The organism is Cytobacillus firmus NBRC 15306 (assembly GCF_001591465.1).
Lineage (GTDB): Bacteria > Bacillota > Bacilli > Bacillales > Cytobacillaceae > Cytobacillus > Cytobacillus firmus.
The window spans coordinates 62,525-84,983 of sequence record NZ_BCUY01000010.1; the positions used below are offsets into that span (position 1 = coordinate 62,525).

The 22,459-nt window shown below is 43.5% G+C and carries 19 protein-coding genes; 2 read left to right on the forward strand and 17 right to left on the reverse strand.

All coding sequences use genetic code 11. The features are described 5' to 3' along the window. Nucleotides 1–9: 9 nt before the first annotated feature. From BFI01S_RS05015 to BFI01S_RS05060, 10 genes are all read right to left on the reverse strand, one after another. Nucleotides 10–924: an ABC transporter permease gene (locus tag BFI01S_RS05015; RefSeq protein WP_061791621.1), complete on the reverse strand. Its 915-nt coding sequence runs from the start codon at nt 922–924 to the stop codon at nt 10–12. Continuing rightward, entirely contained in the window at nt 921–1,856 is a 936-nt protein-coding gene (nikB, locus tag BFI01S_RS05020) for a nickel ABC transporter permease (RefSeq protein WP_061791622.1), read from the reverse strand. Before nikB ends, BFI01S_RS05015 begins: the two co-directional genes overlap by 4 nt. 457 nt (nt 1,857–2,313) lie before the next feature. Beyond that, nucleotides 2,314–3,891, reverse strand: a complete 1,578-nt coding sequence (locus BFI01S_RS05025) for an ABC transporter substrate-binding protein (protein WP_061791623.1) — start codon at nt 3,889–3,891, stop codon at nt 2,314–2,316. Further along, nucleotides 3,888–4,718, reverse strand: a complete 831-nt coding sequence (locus BFI01S_RS05030) for an IclR family transcriptional regulator (RefSeq protein WP_061791624.1) — start codon at nt 4,716–4,718, stop codon at nt 3,888–3,890. Before BFI01S_RS05030 ends, BFI01S_RS05025 begins: the two co-directional genes overlap by 4 nt. Continuing rightward, complete coding sequence (locus tag BFI01S_RS05035; RefSeq protein ID WP_061791625.1) at nt 4,715–5,734, reverse strand: ABC transporter ATP-binding protein; 1,020 nt, start codon at nt 5,732–5,734, stop codon at nt 4,715–4,717. The genes BFI01S_RS05030 and BFI01S_RS05035 overlap by 4 nt, the downstream gene beginning before the upstream one ends. Further along, the gene (locus BFI01S_RS05040) at nt 5,731–6,720 is read right to left on the reverse strand and encodes an ABC transporter ATP-binding protein (protein ID WP_061791626.1); all 990 of its coding nucleotides are present in this window, start codon (nt 6,718–6,720) and stop codon (nt 5,731–5,733) included. Before BFI01S_RS05040 ends, BFI01S_RS05035 begins: the two co-directional genes overlap by 4 nt. Before the next feature lie 291 nt (nt 6,721–7,011). Beyond that, the gene (locus BFI01S_RS05045) at nt 7,012–8,277 is read right to left on the reverse strand and encodes a cytosine deaminase (protein WP_061791627.1); all 1,266 of its coding nucleotides are present in this window, start codon (nt 8,275–8,277) and stop codon (nt 7,012–7,014) included. After that, complete coding sequence (gene codB, locus BFI01S_RS05050; RefSeq protein WP_061791640.1) at nt 8,267–9,535, reverse strand: cytosine permease; 1,269 nt, start codon at nt 9,533–9,535, stop codon at nt 8,267–8,269. The genes BFI01S_RS05045 and codB overlap by 11 nt, the downstream gene beginning before the upstream one ends. 336 nt (nt 9,536–9,871) lie before the next feature. Further along, nucleotides 9,872–10,228, reverse strand: coding sequence for a SpoIIAA family protein (locus tag BFI01S_RS05055; protein WP_061791628.1), 357 nt, complete (start codon nt 10,226–10,228; stop codon nt 9,872–9,874). Between the two features lie 271 nt (nt 10,229–10,499). Then, nucleotides 10,500–11,390 carry an acyl-ACP desaturase gene (locus tag BFI01S_RS05060; protein ID WP_061791629.1) on the reverse strand — a complete coding sequence of 297 codons (891 nt, stop codon included), beginning with the start codon at nt 11,388–11,390 and terminating at the stop codon, nt 10,500–10,502. A gap of 304 nt (nt 11,391–11,694) precedes the next feature. Between BFI01S_RS05060 and BFI01S_RS05065 the strand changes: the two genes are divergently transcribed. Next, the gene (locus BFI01S_RS05065) at nt 11,695–12,738 is read left to right on the forward strand and encodes a C40 family peptidase (RefSeq protein WP_061791630.1); all 1,044 of its coding nucleotides are present in this window, start codon (nt 11,695–11,697) and stop codon (nt 12,736–12,738) included. Between the two features lie 57 nt (nt 12,739–12,795). On the opposite strand, the gene BFI01S_RS05070 is transcribed toward BFI01S_RS05065, so the two are convergent. From BFI01S_RS05070 to BFI01S_RS05100, 7 genes are all read right to left on the reverse strand, one after another. Then, a complete protein-coding gene (locus BFI01S_RS05070; RefSeq protein ID WP_061791631.1) occupies nt 12,796–14,499 on the reverse strand; it encodes a methyl-accepting chemotaxis protein in 1,704 nt (567 codons plus the stop codon). Between the two features lie 231 nt (nt 14,500–14,730). Continuing rightward, nucleotides 14,731–14,991, reverse strand: coding sequence for a LacI family DNA-binding transcriptional regulator (locus tag BFI01S_RS05075; RefSeq protein WP_061791632.1), 261 nt, complete (start codon nt 14,989–14,991; stop codon nt 14,731–14,733). Between the two features lie 526 nt (nt 14,992–15,517). After that, nucleotides 15,518–16,348 carry a carbohydrate ABC transporter permease gene (locus BFI01S_RS05080; RefSeq protein WP_061791633.1) on the reverse strand — a complete coding sequence of 277 codons (831 nt, stop codon included), beginning with the start codon at nt 16,346–16,348 and terminating at the stop codon, nt 15,518–15,520. A gap of 12 nt (nt 16,349–16,360) precedes the next feature. Further along, on the reverse strand, nt 16,361–17,260 hold the full coding sequence (locus BFI01S_RS05085) for a carbohydrate ABC transporter permease (RefSeq protein ID WP_061791634.1): 900 nt from the start codon (nt 17,258–17,260) through the stop codon (nt 16,361–16,363). 145 nt (nt 17,261–17,405) lie between these two features. Next, entirely contained in the window at nt 17,406–18,659 is a 1,254-nt protein-coding gene (locus BFI01S_RS05090; protein WP_061791635.1) for an ABC transporter substrate-binding protein, read from the reverse strand. Nucleotides 18,660–18,705: 46 nt separating this feature from the next. Continuing rightward, nucleotides 18,706–20,823, reverse strand: a complete 2,118-nt coding sequence (locus BFI01S_RS05095) for an amylo-alpha-1,6-glucosidase (protein WP_061791636.1) — start codon at nt 20,821–20,823, stop codon at nt 18,706–18,708. Nucleotides 20,824–20,975: 152 nt separating this feature from the next. Next, complete coding sequence (locus BFI01S_RS05100) at nt 20,976–21,992, reverse strand: LacI family DNA-binding transcriptional regulator (RefSeq protein WP_061791637.1); 1,017 nt, start codon at nt 21,990–21,992, stop codon at nt 20,976–20,978. A 234-nt stretch (nt 21,993–22,226) separates the two neighbouring features. Here BFI01S_RS05100 and BFI01S_RS05105 point away from each other — a divergent pair. Continuing rightward, on the forward strand, nt 22,227–22,459 hold a 233-nt coding region (locus BFI01S_RS05105), incomplete at its 3' end, for a DUF1672 family protein (protein WP_501162073.1).

A 22,459-nucleotide genomic window follows, 5' to 3' on the forward strand; every position in this document is an offset into this window, starting at 1 on the left:
CATATTCACCTACAATTTCATATTAGGATCAAAACGGTCACGAAGCCAATCGCCCAGGAGGTTAAATCCTAGAACGGTCAGCATAATGGCAATACCAGGGAAGGTGGCTGTCCACCATGCCGAAGTTACATAGTTGCGGCTGTCTGCCAGCATTCCGCCCCATGACGGAATCGTTGGATCCACGCCCAATCCAAGAAAGGTCAGAGACGCTTCTAATAGAATGAATTCAGCAATATACATCGTTCCAAGCACCAAAATAGACGACATGACATTCGGTAAAATATGCTTTCTGATAATAGTAAAATTCGTGCCGCCAATCGCTTTCGCAGCTTGAACATATTCCTGTTCTTTTAAGGAAATTACTTCCCCCCTAATAAGACGGGCAAAGCCAACCCAATAGGTCAGACCGAGAATAATAATGATTTTCCAAATCCCTGTCCCGAGTACACTCATGATGACAATCGCAAACAGCATAAAAGGAAAGGCCAATTGAATATCTGCTACACGCATGATAAAGTCATCCAGCCATTTTCCAAAAAAGCCTGAAATGAGGCCAAGGACCGTACCAATAATCATGGAGATGATCACACCGAAAAAACCGACCATTAGCGAAATCTTTGCGCCATGAATAATTCTGCTTAATAAATCCCTCCCTACCTGGTCCGCCCCGAGAAAGAATATAGATTCTCCAGTTTCATCCGTCCAGGAAGGCGGCACAAGACGTGAAGTCAGATTGGCTTTGGAAGGATCAAACGGGGCAATCCATTGCGCAAATAGTGCTGCGGATACACTTAAAACGACGAGGATAATTCCGGCCACACCGGCTGGATTCTTTCTTATGAACTTCCAGAGCTTCTTCATAAAAGGCTTTTTGGCTGCAACGGGCTGCTGTTGCTGTGATTTTTCCAGTTCTAATGTTGTCATGCTTTTCCGCTCCCCCCGATTTTAATTCTTGGATCAATAAGGGTGTAACTTAAATCGATAATTAAATTCACTACCACCATAATGATGGCAAGGAAGATAACTCCGCCCTGAATCACTGGATAATCCCGCTGATTAATGGCATCAATAATCAAACGTCCGATTCCCGGCCATGAAAAGATTTGTTCCACTATAACCGTTCCTCCTAAAAGCGATCCAAACTGAAGGCCAAGAAAGGTAACAGTCGGCAGCAAAGCATTTCGGAAAGCATGCTTTATAATCACTGCCCAGTCACTAATTCCTTTTGATTTTGCAGTAGATACATACTGCTGGTTCAACACTTCAAGCATGGAGGATCGGACAAGCCTTGCCAAAATACCCGATAAAATCATTCCTAGTGTAATCGATGGCAAAATAAGGTGCTTGAAACCTTCGAAGCCTGATGAAGGAAGCCATTTTAAATTAACGGCAAAAATCAGGATTAGCATAATGCCCAGCCAAAAATTAGGAAATGAAATACCGATTAATGAAAAAATACGTCCGAAGAAATCAATGCCTGTCCCTCTCTTAACAGCCGATAAAATACCCACCGGAAAAGCGATCAATATAGCTACAGTAATGCCGCCAAACGCAAGTGCCATTGTTGCGCCAAGCCGTTCCATAATCATATCCATGACCGGCATACCGCTTCTGAATGACTCGCCAAGATCAAACGTAACAAGGCCTTTCAGGAAAATTCCATATTGAACATAAAGTGGTTGATCCAACCCAAGATTGCGCCTCACTTCTTCAATCGCTTCTTTCGTCGGCTCACCTGCTGAAAACATGACTGATACCGGATCGCCAGTAAGGCGAATGGAAAAGAAGATAATCAAAGAAATAGCAAATACAACTAAGATGGTATGGAGCAATCTGCGAATAATATAAGCTGCCATTTTTGTTCCCCCTAAGAAAAGCGCAAGCGCCCTCAGAACAAGCAAAACCGCTTATTCATGTGTTCATCCAAGGAAGCTTCCCTTGGTGCTTACCCCCTGCAGGCACAAGCCGAGACTCACGAAAAGGCCGAAATGTGGAGGCGGCTGCCCAGGGATGACAGGCATAGTGCGATTCCTGTAAGTAGGTATCTTCTCTTCTGAAAGGAATCAGCTTATGGCCCTAGTCCCTGTATGCCGCAACTAGACAAGCTTGTGACCTCAATGGGGAGGCGCTTGAGCATTCAATTTTCAACGTTCAAACTCTTAAACTTTTTTATTTGCAGAATACGGAAAAGCCCTGGTAATGTAAGTGAATGATTTGCATCCCGAGGGCCAGCATCAGCCAGATGCGCTCCGCTCATAAATTCTTAAAAGAAAGAGATAGCATGAAGACCATACTATCTCTTTTAAAGTTCATTTACTTAACTGTTACTTCTTCCAAACGCATACGGTCCTCATGAGGCGGCTGGAAGTTTTGAACTCGCTTGTTCACTCCGTATAAATCAACTGCAGAATATAGGTTCAATTCCGGAGCCAAATCATAAAGAACTTCTGTCAGCTCCTTAAAGATTTTTTCGCGTTCCTCTTGATCAACAGTCGCACGCTGTGCAGCAAGAAGCTCTTCTACCTTCTCATCTTTAAAGGAAGGATTCCATTGCTCGCCTTCGTGATACATCAAGTATGCTGTATTATCAAAATCAAGCGTCCATCCGCCCCACCCCTGGCGATACATATGCCCTGCATTGCCGTTCGGGATCAGGTCAGAGATAAGAGTTGTGTTATCCACACTGTTGATGTTTACTTTTAAGCCTACTTCTTCAAGATAGAAAGAAACAATCTGTGCAATCTCTTTAAAGTTTCCGTCATTACCCGGAATGAATAAGTCAAGCTCTGTTCCTTCACTTACACCGGCTTCTTTTAATAGTTTTTTCGCCTTTTCAGGATCATATGGATATGGCTCTAAGTCAGGGTTGTTACCAAAAGAAAGATCACTTTGGAAGGTGCTGATTGGCTTGCCGAAGCCGCCAAGGATTTCGTCAATGATCGCTTCTTTATCGACTGCATAGTTAATTGCTTGTCTTACTTCTTTCTGATCAAGCGGCTTCTTCGCCGTATCAAAACGCAGGGAAAATGCAGTCGGTGTCCCAACTTCCTGCAGTTCAAGGAACCCTGATTCCTTCACTGTATCTGCCTGGGCAACCTCAACGCGTTTCATAACGTCGATTTTTCCTGTTTGAAGCTCTGCAAGTCTAGTTGAGGCTTCAGGGATTACTTTAAAAACAACCTTATCCAGTTTCGGAAGTCCATCCTTCCAGTATTCAGCATTCTTTTCCAATACGACTTCCTGGTCACGCTTATAGCCTGTCATTTTGAAAGGGCCGGTACCAACAGGGTTATTGTTGAAATGCTCGTCACCTTTTTCAGCAATATACTTAGGAGGCACAATCACAGCTCCATATCCGGCAAGCTTTGTTAAAAGAACCGGATCTTGAGTTTTCAATTTCATGTTAACTGTAAATTCATCAACAACCTCTACACTGTCAATGGCTGTATAGTTGGAGTATTGCGGACCTTTTTGTCCTTCGTCACCCAGTAAACGATCAAAAGTGAATTTAACTGCTTCTGCGTTGAATGGCTCTCCATTATGGAAAGTAACCCCTTGCCGAAGCTTGAATTGTAATGTTTTATCGTCAAGATATTCCCAGCTTTCAGCTAAACCAGGCTGAATTTCCAAATCAAGGCTTCGGTCTACAAGCCCTTCAAATACAGAAGTGCCGATGGTGCTCCAATCCAACAGGAATGTATCGATTGGATCCCAGTTTTGCGGATCCCCTGAAACACCAATAACAAGTTCATTATCGCGTCCTTCAACCGGGTTTTTTTCACTGCCCTTACTTTCACTTGAACTTGATTTCTCGCTTCCGCCTGAACATGCAGTCAAAATGAGTGTAAAGGTCATAAATACAGCAAACAAAGATAGTAATCTCTTCTTCATTCTCTTTCCCCCTTGTCATTTATTTGTTTATTTTTTTCTCCTCCATAAGGATATGGAAGGTTATAACCAATCTCTTTTGAAATACCAGCCGCCGCTTCCCAAAGAGGCCCTAAGAAACGATTAACCTTATCTCTTGGAAACGATGTGGAAAATCCGGCAATGCTTAGCGAATAGGAAACGTTTCCGTACCGGTCAAAAATCGGAACTGCTATGGAAACAGTACCCTCCTCCAATTCGGAATCACTATAAGCAAAACCGGTCTTTCTTGTTTCTTTTACTAATTCAAGGACTTCTTCTTTTGTTTTAGCAGTTTGGCTTGCATAGGGAATAATAGGATTTTTCAGCACCTCTGCAACTTGTTCATCAGGTAAAAAGGAAAGAAGGGCGCGTGTGCATGCTCCAGCATATAGAGGCGCTCGCCGGCCAACTCTTGTATATAGCCGGACAGGGCGTGTACTCTCAACTTTCTCCAGATAAATACCTTCATTTTGCTCCTGAATTACTAGCTGGACTGCTTCATTAAACATCCTCTGCAGATTTTTCATATAAGGGAGAGCGATTCTGCGAATCTCAAATCGTGCCGCAACCCGTTCACCCATCTCCAGAAATTTGATGCCTAACCCATATCTCTCGCCATCCATAACAATCCCATCCTGATGAAAGGTAACACGCTGCAAATAGCCAAACTCGACAAAGCTTCTTAAAAGGCGAAAGGCGGTTGCTTTAGGAATTCCTAAGGTCTTTGAAATTTCATCCAATCTCCAGTAAGGTTTTTCATCTGTGAAAACTTCTAATAAGTGAAGCCCTTTTTCAATTGTTTTGCTCATACTGGTTCTCCTGCTGCGAAAGAATGCTTTCCGGCTTCTGTATATAAGTGGCAGGATACTGCATGCTGATCTTCAACCACCTGAAGGGTTGGCTGATCCGTTTTACAAATATCCATACAGGAAGCGCAGCGAGGATGGAATGTACATCCGCTTGGAGGATTCGAAGGACTTGGTACATCTCCTTTTAATATAATCCTCTTCTTCTTTTTTAACGGGTGAGGGCTTGGCAAGGCAGAAAGAAGCGCTTCAGCATACGGGTGCATAGGTTTGTCATATAAACGGCTCTTTTCTGCGATTTCAACCATTTTCCCAAGATACATAACACCAATGCGATCGCAGAAGTGTTTGACAACACTCAAGTCGTGGGAGATAAAGATATATGTAAGACCCAGCTCTTTCTGTAAATCTCTCATTAAATTAAGGACTTGTGACTGAATGGATACATCCAGTGCGGACACTGGCTCATCTGCAATTATTAATTTCGGTTTGGAAATTAGGGCTCTGGCGATTCCGATGCGCTGGCGCTGACCGCCGGAAAATTCATGCGGGAAGCGAGTAAGCTGTGCAGGTGTAAGGCCAACCTGGTCCGCAACCTCCAATAATCTTCTTTCTCTTTCCTTGCGATCGGTCACTCCGAAATTAATAAGCGGCTCTTCAATAATGTCCTGAATCTTCATTCTCGGATTCAGTGAAGCAAAAGGATCCTGAAAAACAATTTGAATATCCTTCCTCAATTTTCTCATTCCACTATTATTAAGCTCTGCAAGGTTTCGTCCCTGAAAATAGATGTTCCCCTCAGTTGGTTCAAGCAGCCGCAAAATGGTCCTGCCCGTAGTACTTTTTCCGCACCCCGACTCACCAACAATCCCAAATGTTTCACCTTCCATGACCTCGAAGGAAACACCATCAACTGCTTTTACATGCTGAAGTGTCTTATTTCCAAAAATACCGCCTTTAACCGGAAAGTGCTTTTTTAAATTCTCTACCTTTAATAGAACTTTTTGTTCTTTTGTCATGTAGCAGCAACCTCCGACTCTTTTTCTTCAAAAAGCCAGCATTTAACTTGTGAGCCTGACTCTGTTGTAAATTGCGGTGGTGTCTCTATACAGCGGTCGTGCGCTAAAGAACAACGCGGTGCAAATCTGCATCCGGACGGCATATTTCCCGGTGCCGGAACGACTCCTGGAATGGAAGATAAATATTCTCTCTGTTCCTCCACATCTGGCAATGAAGCAATTAACCCTTTGGTATAAGGATGCTTTGGATGATCAAACAGTTCCACAACTGATGATTCTTCCACAACTTCCCCTGCATACATCACAATGACACGATCACACATTTCTGCCACCACACCCAAGTCATGTGTAATCAGGACTATCGACATATGCAGCTTATTCTGTATATCTTTCATCAGCTCCAGGATCTGCGCTTGAATCGTGACATCCAGGGCAGTCGTTGGCTCGTCCGCAATCAAAACCTCTGGGTTGCATGAAAGAGCAATCGCAATCATGACCCTTTGGCGCATCCCTCCTGAAAGCTGGTACGGGTACTCATCAAGCACTTGTTCCGGACGTGGAATGCCGACTAGCTTTAGCATTTCTAATGCCCGTGCCCTGGCAGCTTTCTTGGAAACCTTCTCATGGCTTAAGATCATCTCCATAATCTGTTCCCCAATAGTGTAGACAGGATTTAAAGAACTCATTGGTTCCTGAAAAATCATTGAGATTTTTTTACCGCGAATTTTTCTCCAATCCTTTTTAGTAAAATCCTTAAAGCGAAGGTCACCTAAACGGACATCACCATCGTGCCTCTCAACGCCGGGAGGCAAAAGGCCCATCAAAGAAAGCGAGGTCATACTTTTCCCGCAGCCCGATTCCCCTACGATTCCAAGAGTCTCACCCTTATGTAAATGAAAACTAATCCCGTTGACAATTGATATTTTTCGGCCATCATCCCGGATGCCAACTTTTAACTTATCAACCTCTAAAACTCTTTGAACCATTATGACACTCCTAACGGTTTCATTTTATGAAATGAAATTTCATTATTTATATAATTTACATAATATTTAATTATTCGAATATTTTCAATAGAATCTGAAAAAAAAGCGGAAATATTTGAGAATAAGTCAGTACCATAAGCCAGCAGTGCTTCCTTCAGAGAATGGGGACGGGGGACACAGGGACAGGTTAACTGTCCCCAAAAGCACCTTGGGACAAGGGACCTGTCCCCTCGTCCCCTTTCTGGATAGCAAAAAAACTGACCCAGTCAGCCTGAGCCAGTCATTCTTCTATCATTTATGAAAATCTACATTCATTTTTTCTTCACCAAACACCACTGATGTCTGGCTGGGTTTCGTTTCAGCAATTATTTTTCCATTTCTTATTGAATACCTGACAGCCGCCTGCCTCCTGATTGCTTCATACTCATTTTCCGCATCAAGAATAATCAGGTTGGCCGGCTTTCCTTCTTCAATTCCATATTTCTCTTCAATATTTAATGTTTTAGCACTGTTATTTGTAATCAGGTCAAAGGAGTTAACAATTTGCTCATACCCCATCAGCTGTGACACATGGATGCCCATATGGAGCACCTGCAGCATATTGCCGGTGCCAAGCGGATACCATGGATCGAAGATGTCGTCATGACCGAAGCTTACATTTAGCCCTGCTTCGAGCAGTTCTTTTACTCTTGTGATTCCCCTGCGCTTCGGATACGTATCAAAGCGTCCCTGCAGATGGATGTTTACGAGCGGGTTTGCGACAAAGTTTATGTTTGATAGCTTTAACAGTCTGAACAGCTTGTAGGTATAAGCATCATTATAAGAACCCATTGCCGTTGTATGGCTGGCTGTTACCCGGCTGCCCAATCCGCGTTCATAGGCTTCCGCTGCCACCACTTCCACAAAGCGCGACTGTTCATCATCGATTTCATCGCAGTGGATATCGACCAGGCGGTCATACTTTTCAGCAAGATCAAAGGCCGTTTTCATTGAAGCAACGCCGTACTCTCTTGTGAACTCGAAATGAGGAATGCCTCCTACCACATCAGCGCCCATTTTCAGCGCTTCCTCCATGAGCTCAGCGCCGCTTGGATACGAATTGATTCCCTCCTGCGGGAAAGCTACCAGCTGGAGGTCCACATAGTCAGCCATTTCTTCTTTTACTTCCAGCAGGGCTTTTAAAGCAGTCAGACTGGGGTCTGTTACATCCACATGTGTACGGACATGCTGGATTCCCTGTGCCATTTGCCATTTGAGTGCCGTTTTCGCCCTTGTTTTTACATCTTCATGTGTCAAGGTTTCTTTTCTTTGTGCCCATCTTTGAATGCCTTCGAATAATGTTCCGCTCTGGTTCCATTCCGGCTCGCCTGCTGTCAGGGTTGTATCCAGGTGAATATGGGGTTCGATGAAGGGTGCCGAAACCAGGGATCCGGCAGCATCAAGGGTTTCCTGGCCCCCTTCCGCTTCCTCCTGTGATATGCTATGAATCTTTCCATCTTGTATCGCTATATTCCATAAGCCTTCCCGGCCTCTAAGTTTCGCGTTTTTAATAATCACTTCTTAGTTCCCCTTCCCGAACTGTATTTCTGCCTTGTAATGAAGCAGCCAATTTTGATACCAGGACAAATGTGATTGCTGAACCTAACAGCGAGTTGACTGGCGGAATCCCCGGCACAAAATTTGCAGCGGCTACACCGGCTGCCCAGGCAAGGATCGCGATCCAGTTTACAGCCTTAAACTTCATATCTGCAAACTTTTTATACTCTCCGCGATTTACGATAAAGTAATCTGCCAGGATGATAGCTCCGATGGATGGCAGTGTTGATCCCAGAATCGTCAGGAAGCCGACAAAGTTGTTGTACAGCCACATGGCCGCAATCGTTCCGACAATTCCATTGAAGATGACAACCTTACCTTTTCGGATCTTTAAAATGCTTGCAAACCCTAAGCCTGATGCATATAAGGCGTTATCGTTTGTTGTCCAGATGTTTAAACCAAGAACCAGAATCGCCGGGAAAATCAATTTTTGGATAAACATGACTTCTGAGATATCCGATTGCCCTGTTGCGATCGCACCGATTGCACCGAACAGGAACATGATCGAGTTTCCGATGAAGAAGGCGATGACGGTTGATACTACTGCTGAACGCTTTGTATTTGAAAATCGTGCGAAGTCCGGAGTCAGCGTGCCCGCACTGATAAACGAGCCGACGCAAATTGTTAAAGCCGCTGCCAGACTAATGGCCTCTGTTGGCTGATATTGCATAAGCCCTTCCAGGCCGCCTGCAGTTTCGGTTGCTTTAAAAACGGAGAAGCTTCCCAGAACAGTGATTAAAGGTACTGCTATGAAGCTTAAGATTGCCAGTGCCTTCATACCGAAGAAGGCTGTGCCTGTCATCAGGAGACCTGCCACCGCAATCAGAAGATACGCATCAATTCCTGTTACTTTCTGAACCGGCAGCGCGAACATCGCTACCCCAACTCCGAACCAGCCAACCTGAGTGGCAGCCAGCAGGAAGGATGATAGGTAGGATCCTTTTTCACCGAAGGCATAGCGGGTGAGCAGGTGCGTTGATAGGCCTGTCTTCGCCGCGATATAGGCAAGTGCTCCTGTGTAAGCACCTAAAATCAAGTTGCCTGCCAGAACGATCCCGATAAATTGAATGAACGTTAATCCTGTTCCAAGCGTTCCGCCTGACCACATGCTGGCTGAGAAGAAGGTCAGGCCGAGCATCACCACAAGCATTTTCCAAAATCCATTGCGATGCCCTTGAGGTACTGCTTCTAACGAAAAATCCAAATCTACTTTTTTCATACCAATTCCTCCAATCGTTTTTTGAACTGGTACCGAAGGATTTTCGATAGTAAGTGGATGGAAAAAGAAAAAGGCTTCTCGCCGTTTTCCGACAAGAAGCCTTTTTCCTGCATGAAGAACCCTTGGGCAGGATACACCTAACCCATTATTCATCATACTTCCGCTGTCCTTGTCAGCCTCACGGGACTGAATTAAAGGTACCAGTATTTAATTGTCTATTATTATTTCAGAAAATATTAATAGTGTCAAGGTAGAAATTTTTAGGGCATTGGCGTAGTAGGTTGAACCCTGTTGTCACTGCCCGATATCCTGCGTTCGAAAATAGCTCTTATTAGGCTATTTCAATATCCACGACCAGGCTTCTTCCAGCTGATGGCCTTCAAAGTATTCGACTGTAATCCCAGGCAGGTAGTTCGTGACCTTTGAAACAGTGCCAATCCAGTCTTTGTCACTGACAACAGCGAATTTATTAAACTGCTTCCATCTTTGTATATCAAATTCAATTCCTTCGGTGGCACCTTGAAAAGTTGTTCCGTCTACATCCGTCATGATGGCCAGGATATTGAATTTCTGGTCATATTTAAAATTCTCTCTCACGTATTGATCCAGTTTTTCAGCATCTTCCTTTGTTGCATTGCCATTGAAAGCGAGGGCAATGGTAGAGGGAGAGCGGGATTCTATGAATTGAAGCATAATGGTTACCTCCAAATGGTTTTATTGAGGTAAATTCCCGGTTAAGCGGGCTGCGAAACTAGCAGTGGGGAGTTTTTTACTGGAAATGGAGTGTGCTATTTGCAGGTTTGTGATTCTATTTGCAAGTTTACGAATCTATTTGCAGAATGAAAAACTCTATTTGCAAGTTTGCGATTCTATTTGCAGAAATCCAGATTCTATTTGCAGCGTTCACAATTCGGGATTCTTATCCAACAAAAAATAGAACCAGCCATCACGCCGGTTCTATCAATTATTTCTTGCTGTAAAATCGGTCCCGAACCTTTTTGAGACGGGCATGATAGTTTAGGATATCAAGTCTTGCTTTCTCTGCTTCAGGTGCGATCGGCCGCAGCTTTTCAACTTCCCAATAGTCTATAATGACATCGAGAACTTGATCAAAGTATTCAAGCGGGCCGTAATTGGCCTCTTTTGCGATGATAGCCATACGGTTTTCAAAATCCGGCATGACAGCACCCGGCATTTTAAAGTTCATGATGACGTTCGCGAGGTAGTAGCAATAGTTAGGTTCTAATTGCAGGTGATGTTTTATAACGTCTCTGTAAAAAGTATAATGCAGGGTCTCATCCTTAGCCAAACGCCTCAGCAGGCTGGATAAATCCTTATCATGAGGCCCCGCTACCTTCGCCACATTATAGTAAAACACCATGGTGGCCAGCTCCTGCATGGAGGTATACACCATTGTTTCAAATGGGGTATGGAAATCAGGATTCCAGCCGTTTTCCACTGTTTGCTTGTGAAGCTGGTGAAGCCTTCCCGGATGGACATTCCGGGTGATTAACAGATAGGTTTCAAGCAGGCTGGAGTGCTGATCCTCTTCCGCTGTCCATGTATGGACAAATTCCTTAATAACACTCAATGACCCTTTAAATGTCTGGTCCAAATAAGAGGTGAACCATGGAAGATTCACTTCTGTCAGGAGAGCTGTCTCCACAGCCGTAATGACGGACTCCGGAAGCGTCACCTGACTCTCATCCCAGGGAACACGGCGGAAATCCTGCGCTTTATCCCATGGGAGAAATTCGTGATAGCCCCAATCTATTTTTTCAGCCCGCTTTTTGTGCTCCTCATACAACTCTCTTACCTTCGGCTCCAGACGAAAATCGAGATGATTTGTTAACAAGTGTAGACCCCCATTGCAATTTTATAGCTAACTATTATGACCTGTTACTAATTTAACTATATCACATTTGTACGTTAACTAACTAATAGGAAAATCGAATTTTCAGGAAATTAGTTCTTTAAACATAAAAATTTCCGCGTCCTTTCGACGTCAATCTCCAGCGGGTGACAGCATTCGTTTCGACATAGGCCGACAGTCATTGATTTCTGCAAATTTATTGTATAAGAATGTAAAAATATAATTCTTTCGGACAATGATTGTGGTAAAATTATCTAAAATATGTCGACGGGAGAGGATCGGAAAAGTGAAAAAACAGATTGTCACACTAGCAGCCGCTGCTATGCTATCTTCAGGTTTTGCCGCTAAGGCTTCGGCTGATACACATGTGGTGAAAAAGGGGGACACTCTATATCAGTTAGCCGCAAAGTACAAAACCACTGTGACAGAGCTTAAATCTATTAACAAATTAAGTTCAGATTCCCTTTATATTAATCAATCACTTCAAGTGCCCGGCACTGCAATCAGTGCTCCATCTGTTAGACCGCCAGCTCCGGCTCCTGCTATTCCAAGTGCAGCCAATACATATATAGTCAAATCAGGCGATTCTTTATCTAAAATTGCTCTGAATCATAAAATCAATTTAAAAGATTTAATGAGCTGGAACCAGCTTACTCATCATATTATTCATCCTGGACAAGTATTAAAGGTATCAAAAACGGCTTCAGGCAATAATGCTAAAAAGCCTTCTGCTGCCCCGGCACCTCCGCCAGCCGCTGCTCCTTCTGGAAGTTCCGGCAATTATACAGTGGTTAAAGGTGATACACTAAGCCTGATTGCCAGCAGAAATAACATAACAGTTCAGCAGATAAAAGATTGGAACAAACTCAGCTCAGACTTGATTTTTATAGGACAAAAGCTCATATTAAGCGCAGCAGGCCAAAAGCCGGCAACAGAAAAACCGGCTGAAGAAGTGAAAGAAGAAAGCAGTTCTGCATCTGCTGTTTTGGCTGAAGCCCAGAAATATATCGGCGTTCCGTACAAGTGGGCAGGCACTGCTCCTGATGGATTTGACTGCAGCGGGTTTATTTATTATGTATTAAATAAAAGCGGCTCAAAGCTTGGAAGGTATTCAACAGACGGCTACTATAGCCGCTCGTATTATATTAGCCAGCCACAGCCAGGTGATTTAGTATTTTTCGAGAATACATACAGACAGGGCATTTCTCATATGGGCTTTTACCTGGGGAATAACCAGTTTATTCATGCCAGCTCCAATGGCGTGGAGATTACGAGCCTCGAAAATTCTTATTATAAGAAACACTTCGATGGATTTAAGAGATTTTATTAGGGCTCCTGTTTTTTATAATGAAAAAACCGCTGGTGCAAAAACACCGGCGGTTTCCTCTTATAGTTTGAATCGGCCAACAAGCTTATTAAGCTCTTCTGCCATTTGCGAAAGCTCCTCAGAACTCCGCGATACTTCCTCCATGCTGCTGCTTGTCTGCTGGGATGAAGCGGATGTTTGTTCAATTCCTGCAGCTGCTTCTTCAGAAACAGAAGCAATTTCCTCAATGGATGCCCCCATTTGCTGACTTTTACCCGCCATGGTTTCCATTTTTTCTGTGATGGATTGAATGCTGTCCGCCATTTCTTTAATAGCAGTGCTGATTTCTGTAAATGTCTCTCCCGTTGTTTTAATTTGGCTTGTGCCTTTTTCAACCTCCTGATAGCCGCCCTGCAAGGATTCTGCGACATTGGCTGATTCAGTCTGGATACTGGAAACGATGCCCGTAATATCTGTTACTGAAATAGTAACCTCTTCCGCCAGCTTCCTCACTTCATCAGCCACAACAGCAAACCCGCGACCCTGTTCACCCGCACGTGCTGCTTCAATTGCCGCATTAAGTGCCAATAAATTGGTCTGATCTGCTATGTCCTTAATGACGGATACGAGCTTCGAAATTTCCTGTGATTGGGCATCCAGGCTTTTCATCTTTCCCACACCATCCTGGACAATCTGATCAATAATGCCCATCTGCTGAATCGAAGCCTCCATTAACCTGCTGCCTTTTGCGGTCATATCTATGACCTTCCTGGAAGATTCAAACACAGCTTCTCCACTTGAACTGGCTTCCTGCATATTTTCGGTGAATGTCTCCATAAAAGCAGAGAGATTAGAAGCATGTGTCGCCTGTGCTTCAGATCCCGATGCGAGCTCCTGCATAGTAGAAGCAACCTGCTGGGACCCTGCCTTTACTTCCTCTGCTGACTGTGACAGCTCTTCGCTTTGGCTGCTGACCGTCTGTGATACTTCGTAGACCTGCTGGATTGTCGTTCTCAGATTATGGCTCATAGTATTTACAGCCTCTGCCAGACGGCCAATCTCATCTTTTCCCCTGTATTGGATTTCCGGAACATCCAGTTCTCCTTTGGCGATGCGATTGGTTATACCCACAACTTCATTCAGATTACGCGATACCATCCGGCTGATGGAGAATGTGATTAGCGCCCCGAGGATAACTGCGGCCAGCATAGAAATGATAAGCGTATTAAAGGTTTTAATTTGGCTTTCCTTTGCAGCTTTAACCGCCTGCGCCCGCTCTTCATTCACAATTACCTGCAGTTCGTCTAATAATTGGACGGTTTTAAGCTGGATATCACTGGCCTCACCTGCAAATTGCTCACTTGCTTCTATGTCGCCCTTGTCCATTGCAGGTACGAGTTTTCTATAAAAAAGATCGTTTATCTGTTGATCCTGAGCGACAATTTGATCAAAAATCGCCAGCTTCTCTTCCGTATCCATCTTCTCTCTTATTTTTGCTTCCAGCTCATTAAACTGTTCCCGCCGATCCTGGAATTCATCAATATACTTTGTTTCAGGCTTGTATAAGTACTCAAACACTCTCATCGCTTTCGCACGGGTAAGCGAGCCCATTTCCGTAATATGCACCGCCCGTTCTCCACGCCGATCCAGCGCACTTACATTATCGCCTATATCCTTGACCAATCCTGATACAACAGCTGTTGCAATGCCGAAAAGGATAAATACGATCAGCAGGGTGCCCCCGTATTTCCATCCGATCTTAATGTTTCTAAGTTTGTTCATCATGCTGGCTCCTCTTCTTCATACTTTGCATATATCCAATTTAATTATCGGCAATAAAATGGGATTTTCTAGGTATTTTTTCTTTTTCAATAAAAAACCTAACTGATTAGTCAGCTAGGCAGTTGCAAATTAGCATCATTATTTAAATTTCAGTCTGGATGCTAAACAAAAAAATCGCTATGAACCTGCCAATAATGGCTAGTTCATAGCGTTTAATAGTGGGTCCAAAAGTGATTATCTTCCATATCCCCGTCTTTGGTGTTGACCAGGATGATGCTGTACCTTTCGATTTCGCAACTTCTTCAATTGCCACGACAAGCTCTGGAAAAATGGGTTTGTAATATCAGGGATAATCAAGGCAATCGTCCGGGTTTTCTTTTTCGCTAAACCTCTCGCGATTTCATTTGGATGATAATTCAGGCGCTCCATCACATCGCGAATCTTAAGCTCCGATTTTTGGCTGATATATCCTTTATTGTTTAAATACCTGGACACTGTCGCTACGGATACGCCTGCCTCCTTTGCAACATCCCGAATGGTAATTTGTTTTTTCTCTCACGAAAAATTCTCCTTCGAAAGGATTCTTCTTTATTAAACTATTAATTGGTTTCTTTCACATGGAAACTTCGAACTATTGTTTCCCCTTTTTCCAGCAGGCCTAATCCAACCATTCCATATTCATTTCCCAAACCAACAAAATCCAGAACCCGTTCTCCATTGATAGCTACCTGAACAGCAGTTCCTTTGCTGATGGCCTTAACGTTGTATATAGCTTCATGATTCCATTCATATGAAACTGTCTTTAAACGCTTAAATCCAAAGTTATTTTCAATTAATGAAACCTGATTGTCACCATCAAATCCTGCCCAATAATAGCGTTCTGTTCCAATTACCCAAAGAATGACCCCGTGGCTTTTTCCGGAAACAGGCCAGATTTTCTCATCACTTTTCCCCCTTGAAAATTTTTCTCAAATTCTAATTCTGAATCGACGTGCTCTCCCCAGCTATTTATCAAACATTATCACTTCCCGCCCGTAAACGAAATTCCTTTGATAAAATAGCGATTAAAGAATGCATAAAGCAGCAGGACCGGAAGTGTAAAGACCATGGAAGCTGCCATGATGTAGTTCCAGTAGCTGACATACTGTCCTTTAAACGTATTCAGCCCTAATGGAAGAGTGTACATTTCTGTATCTGTCATGACGATCAGCGGCCTCATGAAGTCATTCCAGAAGCCCATAAAGACAAAGATTGCCTGGGCAGCCAGAGCCGGTTTGGCAAGAGGCAGCACTACCTTGAAAAAGATCCCCAAGCGGCTGAGCCCATCAAGCTGTGCAGCTTCCTCCAATTCTTTCGGAAAATTGATAAAGAATTGCCTCATCATGAAGATAAAGGTCGCATTAACCATCGCCGGTACGATCATTCCCTGGTAAGAATTCAGCCAGCCCAATTCTTTCAGGATTAAATAGTTTGGAATCATGGTCACTTGCGCCGGTATCATTAACACGGCCAGAATAATGATAAACAGGGCCTTTTTACCGGGAAACGCAAGTCTTGCAAGTGCATAGCCTGCCATTGAGTTAAAAATGATATTTAACAGCGTCCCGATTACCGCGATGATAAGGGAATTTAATAGCCATCTGGGAAATAGATCCTGTTCCACAAATATTTGCTGATAGTTTGCCAGAGTGAAGTTCTTCGGAATAAAGTTCATGGTCCCGCTAATAATTTCTTCTAATGTCTTAAAAGAGGATGACAGGGCCCATAAGAACGGAACAAGTGTGGTGACAGCGTAAAGAACAAGAATGACGTAAAGAAGACGCTTGCTGAATGATTTTTTCCTGGAATTCATGTCCGTTCCCCCTTAATAAAGTGATTCTTCTTTCGAAAATTTACGCTGGATCAGCGTGGCTGCCAGGATAATGATGGCGAGTGCAAAAGCCAGTGCAGCCGCATATCCCATCGTTCCGAGCGACTTGAATGCATACTGATAGATTAATAGAACGACTGTCAGGGTTGAATTGTTTGGTCCCCCGGATCCGCCGGAGAAGATATACGATTGATCAAACAGCTGGAATGTTCCAATTAGCCCCATGATGACAACAAACGAGGTAACCGGACGCAGGAACGGAACCGTTACATAAAAGAACTTCTGAAGAGCATTGGCCCCATCAAGCTCTGCTGCTTCATATAAGGAATCGGGAATATCCTGAAGAGCTGCGAGATAAATCACCATAAAGAATGGTGCCGTCGCCCAAATATTCATCAGCATGATTGCATTTAATGCGATATCAGGATCGCCTAGAAAGTTATACCCGGGAAGTCCGATCATTTCCAGAAGGTTGTTGATCAGCCCTTCTTTGTTATACATCCACATGAAAATTAACGTTAAAACAGCAGAAGAAGTTAACGTCGGCAAAAAGTAAACAATGCGAAAGAACTTCTCTCCTTTTAAGCCGGCATTCAGCGTTGCCGCCAATATCAGAGCTAAAGCTGTCTGGCATGGCACCACAATCAGCACATATTTCGCAGTATTTTTCAAGGCGATAAGGGCCCTATTGTCTTCCATGATCCTGGAAAAGTTTTCAAACGCTACAAATTCAAAACTCGTTCCTCCAAGAAGCTGAACTTTGTTAAATGATAGGAAAATAGCATAAAGAATAGGCCCAATGATAAAGAGGGCTAACACAAATAGTGTTGGAGACATAAACAAATACCCTTGCCCGGCATCTCTTAATTTTTTCTTAGAAGATCGTTTGTTCATGAGTATTCCTACCTTCTATCTGTTTGGATAATACTTTCCTTCAAGGCCGGTACGCCTCAGACCTCAAAAGAAAAACTGCAGCATCACATTATGAATGTACCTGACACCATAAGTGTGCCAGGTACGGTTCATTTGTACATCTGCCTTATTGAATTTCGCTATTTGCTTGCTCCTGTGCGTCCTTCAATGCGTCAGATAGCGGACGATCCCCAAGGAATGCAGCAATGAATTGGTTATTAAAGTTATTCATGATAATCGGAAGGTTCGCACCTTCCTGCCATACCGTGGCATAAGGGGCTCCGGCTACAAGTGCACCTCTTAATGGATCTTCATCATAGCCTAATTTTTCTGCAACCGATTTGCGTGTAGGAAGGGCGAAACCTTTAGAAGTCCATGTTTCCATTCCTTCTTTGCCAGTCAAGTAGGAAATCAGCTTCCAGGAAGCTTCTTTCTTCTCAGATGCTGCATTCATAACATAACCAACCGTATACGCCATGGTTCCCTTTTCACCATTAATGGCAGGAAGTTCAGCTGTTCCGTACTCCACATCAGGGAAAGTATCCTCTAAGAATGGAATCGCCCAGTTACCTTCAATGACCATTGCTGCTTTCTGCTGGCCGAACATTTCTCCGCCCCAGTTTGCCCCAACTTCTGATGCCTGGGCTGAGGTTTTGTCTTCAAGGTGCTGATCAACAATTGGCTTTAGTGCTTCCACTACCTCCGAAGAAGCGAAATTCGCTTTATCGTCCTTCACCACCTCGCCGCCTGAAGCCTGGGCAATATGATATAACCGGGCAAGTTCAGGCGCGACACCAAATCCGTATACGCCATCCTTTGTAAGGGCTTTGGACACTTCTCGCAGCTCATCCCATGTTTTTGGGACTTCTACACCTGTTTCTTCAAACATTTTTTTATTATAAAAAAGAGCCAGAGTAGAGTAATCTTTTGGAAAACCGTATGTCTTCCCATCCACCTGAAATGCTTCAAGCATCGGCTTCTCAAAATCTTCAGTATCAAAGTCCTCAGTGACATACTCGTCTAAAGGCTCGACGACACCCGTTTCAATCAATGCCGGCGCTTCAAGTGCATCCAAATAGAACACATCCGGACCTTCTCCGCCAATCAAACGTGTTTTCAGGACATCCATATACTGCTCTGAAATCACTTCATGCTTAACATCAATGTTTGGAAATTTCTCTTCGAAGTCGGCAATGGTCTGTTTCAGCAGTTTTTGCTCAGATGGGTTGCCGCCCCATCCCGCTAGCGTTACTTCAACCTTCTCTCCTCCAGATCCCCCAGAGCCTTCCGAGTTCGTTTCATCTGAGCCGCTGCATCCAGCAAGAAGGGACCCCATTAACATTGTCGTCATACCTAAACCAGCCAACCATTTTTTCTTCATCCTTCGTAACCCCTCTCATTTCCATTGATTTTTTTATGTTAAAAAATTATTGAGTTACCTTCATATGTTTGACGATTTCAAAGCCTGTTGTATTTTCTAAAATAGCTGTCTGTATTTCCTCCCCTTGTCTGCTGACAGAAACGGAAAGGGTTCCTTCACCAATTTTGATGTTAGTGACCGTCAATGTATTCATTTCATCAAGCAGCATCGGGCTCAGCTGAATTTCCTTTTTCAAACTGTCCGGGAAGAGGCCCAGCAGTGATTGGACAAATACAAGCGGCGTACCTGCTGCCCATGCCTGCGGAGAACACGCAACCGGATATTTAACTGCTTTTCCAATTTCCGCACCATAGCCGCAGAACAGTTCAGGGAGACGATCGTACTCAAAATACTGGGAAGCCTGTATTAGGCCTGTTATAACCTTTTTGGCATCTGCCGAAAAACCAAGCTTGCTCATACCCAGTAAAATCATGCTGTTGTCATGTGGCCAGATACTGCCATCATGGTAGCTCATTGGATTATATCCTGCTTCCCCTTCACCCATTGTGCGAATACCAAATCCTGAGAACATTTTCTCACCCGTCAGCATGCTGCTTACCTTTTCTGCACGATTTCCTGCGAGCATTTCAGAATACAGGACATGTCCCGGGTTGGAGGTAATGGTTCCGACCTGTTTTTTCCTGCCATCAAGAGCGATCGCATAAAATTCCTGATCCGCCATCCAGAACTCGTTTTCAAATGCTTCTTGAAGTTTCTCAGCCTCAGCTTTCAGCTTTGAAGCAGCCTCTTTGTTTCCAAGCTTGTCATAAATGGAGGCAATTCCCTGCTTTGCCTGATAGACATATCCCTGTACCTCGGAAAGTGCTATAGGTGTTTCAGCATAATCACCATTTCGATGAACAATGGAATCCCCGGAATCTTTCCAGCCTTGATTCGCGATTCCCTTTGATGATTCCTGATGGTATTCCACAAACAAATCGCCATCCCGATCTCCATATTGATCAATCCACTCTAACGCACGCTTCACGTTTTCTTCGAGCTGCCGGAATGTCTCCAAATCTCCGGTCCATTTCACATACTCTGTTAATAGAACAAGGAATAACGGTGTCGCATCAATCGTTCCATAGTAAGGAGTGAATGGAATCTGGTTCGTATTCGCAAGCTCCCCGTAACGGATTTCATGCATAATTTTCCCCGGCTGTTCATCTCTCCAGGGGTCGACTTTAGTACCTTGCTGACTTGCCATCGTAAACAATGTTCCTTTTGCCACTTCGGGCTGGAACGCAATCATCTGAAGTGCCGCAATCAGACTGTCCCTGCCAAACGGAACGCCAAACCATGGCAGTCCTGCTACCGGGAAACTTCCGTAGCCCATGTCTGTCAATAGCACCCGCAAATCGGATAAACCTCTATCAACAAGCCTTTGAAGCGGCTCGAAATCTGTTTCAACGGTTGCAAGCCCTGCAGACCAGCTCTTATATGATGATTTGAGCTCTTCAAGAGCTTCATTTACAGGTAAAAGATCTGTTCTCGTTTCTCTATTTTCAAGCGGGATAACCATAAAGGTAATCGATTGTAACTCCTGGTGCTGAAGGGTAAGAGTAAAAGTAATTTCGCCGTCTTCTTTTACTTCTTTAGGTATAAGAGGAGCATCCCATTGGATACGGGTCGCTCTCTTAATATCATCTGCCCCGTCATATTGGAATGTCAGAGAATTTTGATCTGCTGTCTGGCCTGTTCTTTTTCCTACATCACCTGTCTGAAAACCGCGGACGATAAACATATCGTTAAAATCCACATCGGCTTCTATGTTTAAATCAAACGTCACCGGTTTTGGAAAGTAGTTCTTCGCTGTAACCGTTTCATATAACACGTCATCATAGATAAATCGCTTTCTCTCAATCTCAATGGATTCCCTCCAAAGAATCAATTCTCCATCCTTTTCCTGGTGGGGATTGGTTGATAGGATGGCAGACATATAGTTTTCAGATCCATCCGAATGGAGAAGAATCGGTTTTTCAGTGTTGATCCGGACATTAAATTTACTGAGGAAACGAGTATCGTTCTTGTATAAGCCTAAGCCGTAGCTGTGATTGGCAGTGATATCCCCCTGTTCATCTGTTAATAGAAAAAGATTGTTCTCTTTTATCACTCTGTAATTCATTTTGCTCCTCCTGCACTTCCAATTTTCATAGCTGTTTGTTCTCCGAAACGTTTCGGTTTTTTTATAAAAAAATATACCCAAAACGTTTCGGATTTACTTTAAAGTAAAAGCTGGCAATCCTTGCTGTCTATTCAGCCCGGGTCCGCCAACATTTATTTTTTCACTTCTGCTGTACTCTCTCGTTCCATTAGCTCTGTTTTCATAACAAGACGGTGTGTTTCTGTCTCGTGTTGAAGCAGTCCAATCAGCAATCTCGCTGCCTCATATCCCAGACCAAACTTATTCTGTGCAATCGTTGTCAGCTTCGGACTAACATATGAGGCCAGCAAAATATCATCGTACCCTATAATGGAAAGATCCACAGGAACCTGCCGATTAAGCTCTTTCGCAGCGGACATGGCTCCAATTGCCATTAAGTCACTTGCACAAAATAACGCCGTGATTTCAGGATGATTGCGCAGCAATTGAAAAGCTGCTTCCTTCCCTTTTTCTTCTGTAAATTCACCATCGGCAATGTATTCCGGATGGAAGGCAAGGCCTGCTTTATCGAGAGCCTTTTGATATCCCTGCAATCTTTCACGGCTGACAAAAGCAAATTCATGTCCATTAATCATGCCAATTTTTTCATGGCCGAGATGAATAAGATGCTTCACCGCTTTCTCAGCCCCCAGCACATTATCTGTAGTGACATGGCTGACATGATCTGATTCAAGCGGAATATCAATCAATAAACAAGGAATATCACTCTCTACCACTTCCTTTAAATATGGATCATCAGTGCGGATTCCCTGAATAATAACACCATCCACTCTTCTCTCGCGGCAAAGCTGAGTATACGTCTTTTCCCGCTGTTTCGAGGAATTGGTATTGAATAAGATAAGGTCATAGCTTGATCCGGATACATACTCATTAACACCCGCAAGAACCTCAACCATAAAATTATCCTTCACGCTTTCCTTTGTAAAACCTGACACCAGCAGCCCAATAGTCTGTGATCTTTTCATTACTAAACTTCTGGCAAGTGAATTAGGGCTGTAATTCAATTCCTTTGCTACCTGAGCAATCTTTTTTCGGGTAATTTCACTAACATCCGAGTATCCATTTAACGCTCTTGAAACGGTCGTAACAGATACTCCGGCTTTTTTTGCAATATCTTTAATTGTAGTCACTCAGACAACTCCCAAAACGTTTCGGTTTTTCTTTAATTTGACTATACAACATGTTGAAAACGATTACAACAGTTTTTATAAAATTCTAAACTGTCTTTCCAAACCCCTCCCCCGACTTTTTTCTTATTTTTATCTAAAAAGTGTAATTTTTCACACTTAAACTGTAAAAATATAACTCTATCCGCTAGAATAAGGGATATATTTTTAACGGTCTTTTAGGAGGACATGTAACTAATGAATAAAAAAACAAAAACCTTACTCTGTAGTGTTGGAATTTCATTGTTACTTGGAGGGTGTTCTGACGAAAGTGAAAAAACAAAAGAAACACAGGCTGCCCCTTCTGAAGAAACTAAGATTAGCGTTCAGGATTATACCGGGGAAGGCTATGCATTACCATATGGAAGAGTGACAGATGAAATTGCTGATAAAAACCTTGCTCAGATAGAGGAAGCTGCCACCAGCTTTTT

What these genes read in the sequence shown, in the direction of transcription:
- BFI01S_RS05015 (WP_061791621.1), bottom strand. Translation starts at nt 924, where the DNA reads ATGACAACATTAGAACTGGAAAAATCACAGCAACAGCAGCCCGTTGCA.
- nikB (WP_061791622.1), bottom strand. Translation starts at nt 1,856, where the DNA reads ATGGCAGCTTATATTATTCGCAGATTGCTCCATACCATCTTAGTTGTA.
- BFI01S_RS05025 (WP_061791623.1), bottom strand. Translation starts at nt 3,891, where the DNA reads ATGAAGAAGAGATTACTATCTTTGTTTGCTGTATTTATGACCTTTACA.
- BFI01S_RS05030 (WP_061791624.1), bottom strand. Translation starts at nt 4,718, where the DNA reads ATGAGCAAAACAATTGAAAAAGGGCTTCACTTATTAGAAGTTTTCACA.
- BFI01S_RS05035 (WP_061791625.1), bottom strand. Translation starts at nt 5,734, where the DNA reads ATGACAAAAGAACAAAAAGTTCTATTAAAGGTAGAGAATTTAAAAAAG.
- BFI01S_RS05040 (WP_061791626.1), bottom strand. Translation starts at nt 6,720, where the DNA reads ATGGTTCAAAGAGTTTTAGAGGTTGATAAGTTAAAAGTTGGCATCCGG.
- codB (WP_061791640.1), bottom strand. Translation starts at nt 9,535, where the DNA reads ATGAAAAAAGTAGATTTGGATTTTTCGTTAGAAGCAGTACCTCAAGGG.
- BFI01S_RS05055 (WP_061791628.1), bottom strand. Translation starts at nt 10,228, where the DNA reads ATGCTTCAATTCATAGAATCCCGCTCTCCCTCTACCATTGCCCTCGCT.
- BFI01S_RS05070 (WP_061791631.1), bottom strand. Translation starts at nt 14,499, where the DNA reads ATGATGAACAAACTTAGAAACATTAAGATCGGATGGAAATACGGGGGC.
- BFI01S_RS05080 (WP_061791633.1), bottom strand. Translation starts at nt 16,348, where the DNA reads ATGAATTCCAGGAAAAAATCATTCAGCAAGCGTCTTCTTTACGTCATT.
- BFI01S_RS05085 (WP_061791634.1), bottom strand. Translation starts at nt 17,260, where the DNA reads ATGAACAAACGATCTTCTAAGAAAAAATTAAGAGATGCCGGGCAAGGG.
- BFI01S_RS05090 (WP_061791635.1), bottom strand. Translation starts at nt 18,659, where the DNA reads ATGAAGAAAAAATGGTTGGCTGGTTTAGGTATGACGACAATGTTAATG.
- BFI01S_RS05095 (WP_061791636.1), bottom strand. Translation starts at nt 20,823, where the DNA reads ATGAATTACAGAGTGATAAAAGAGAACAATCTTTTTCTATTAACAGAT.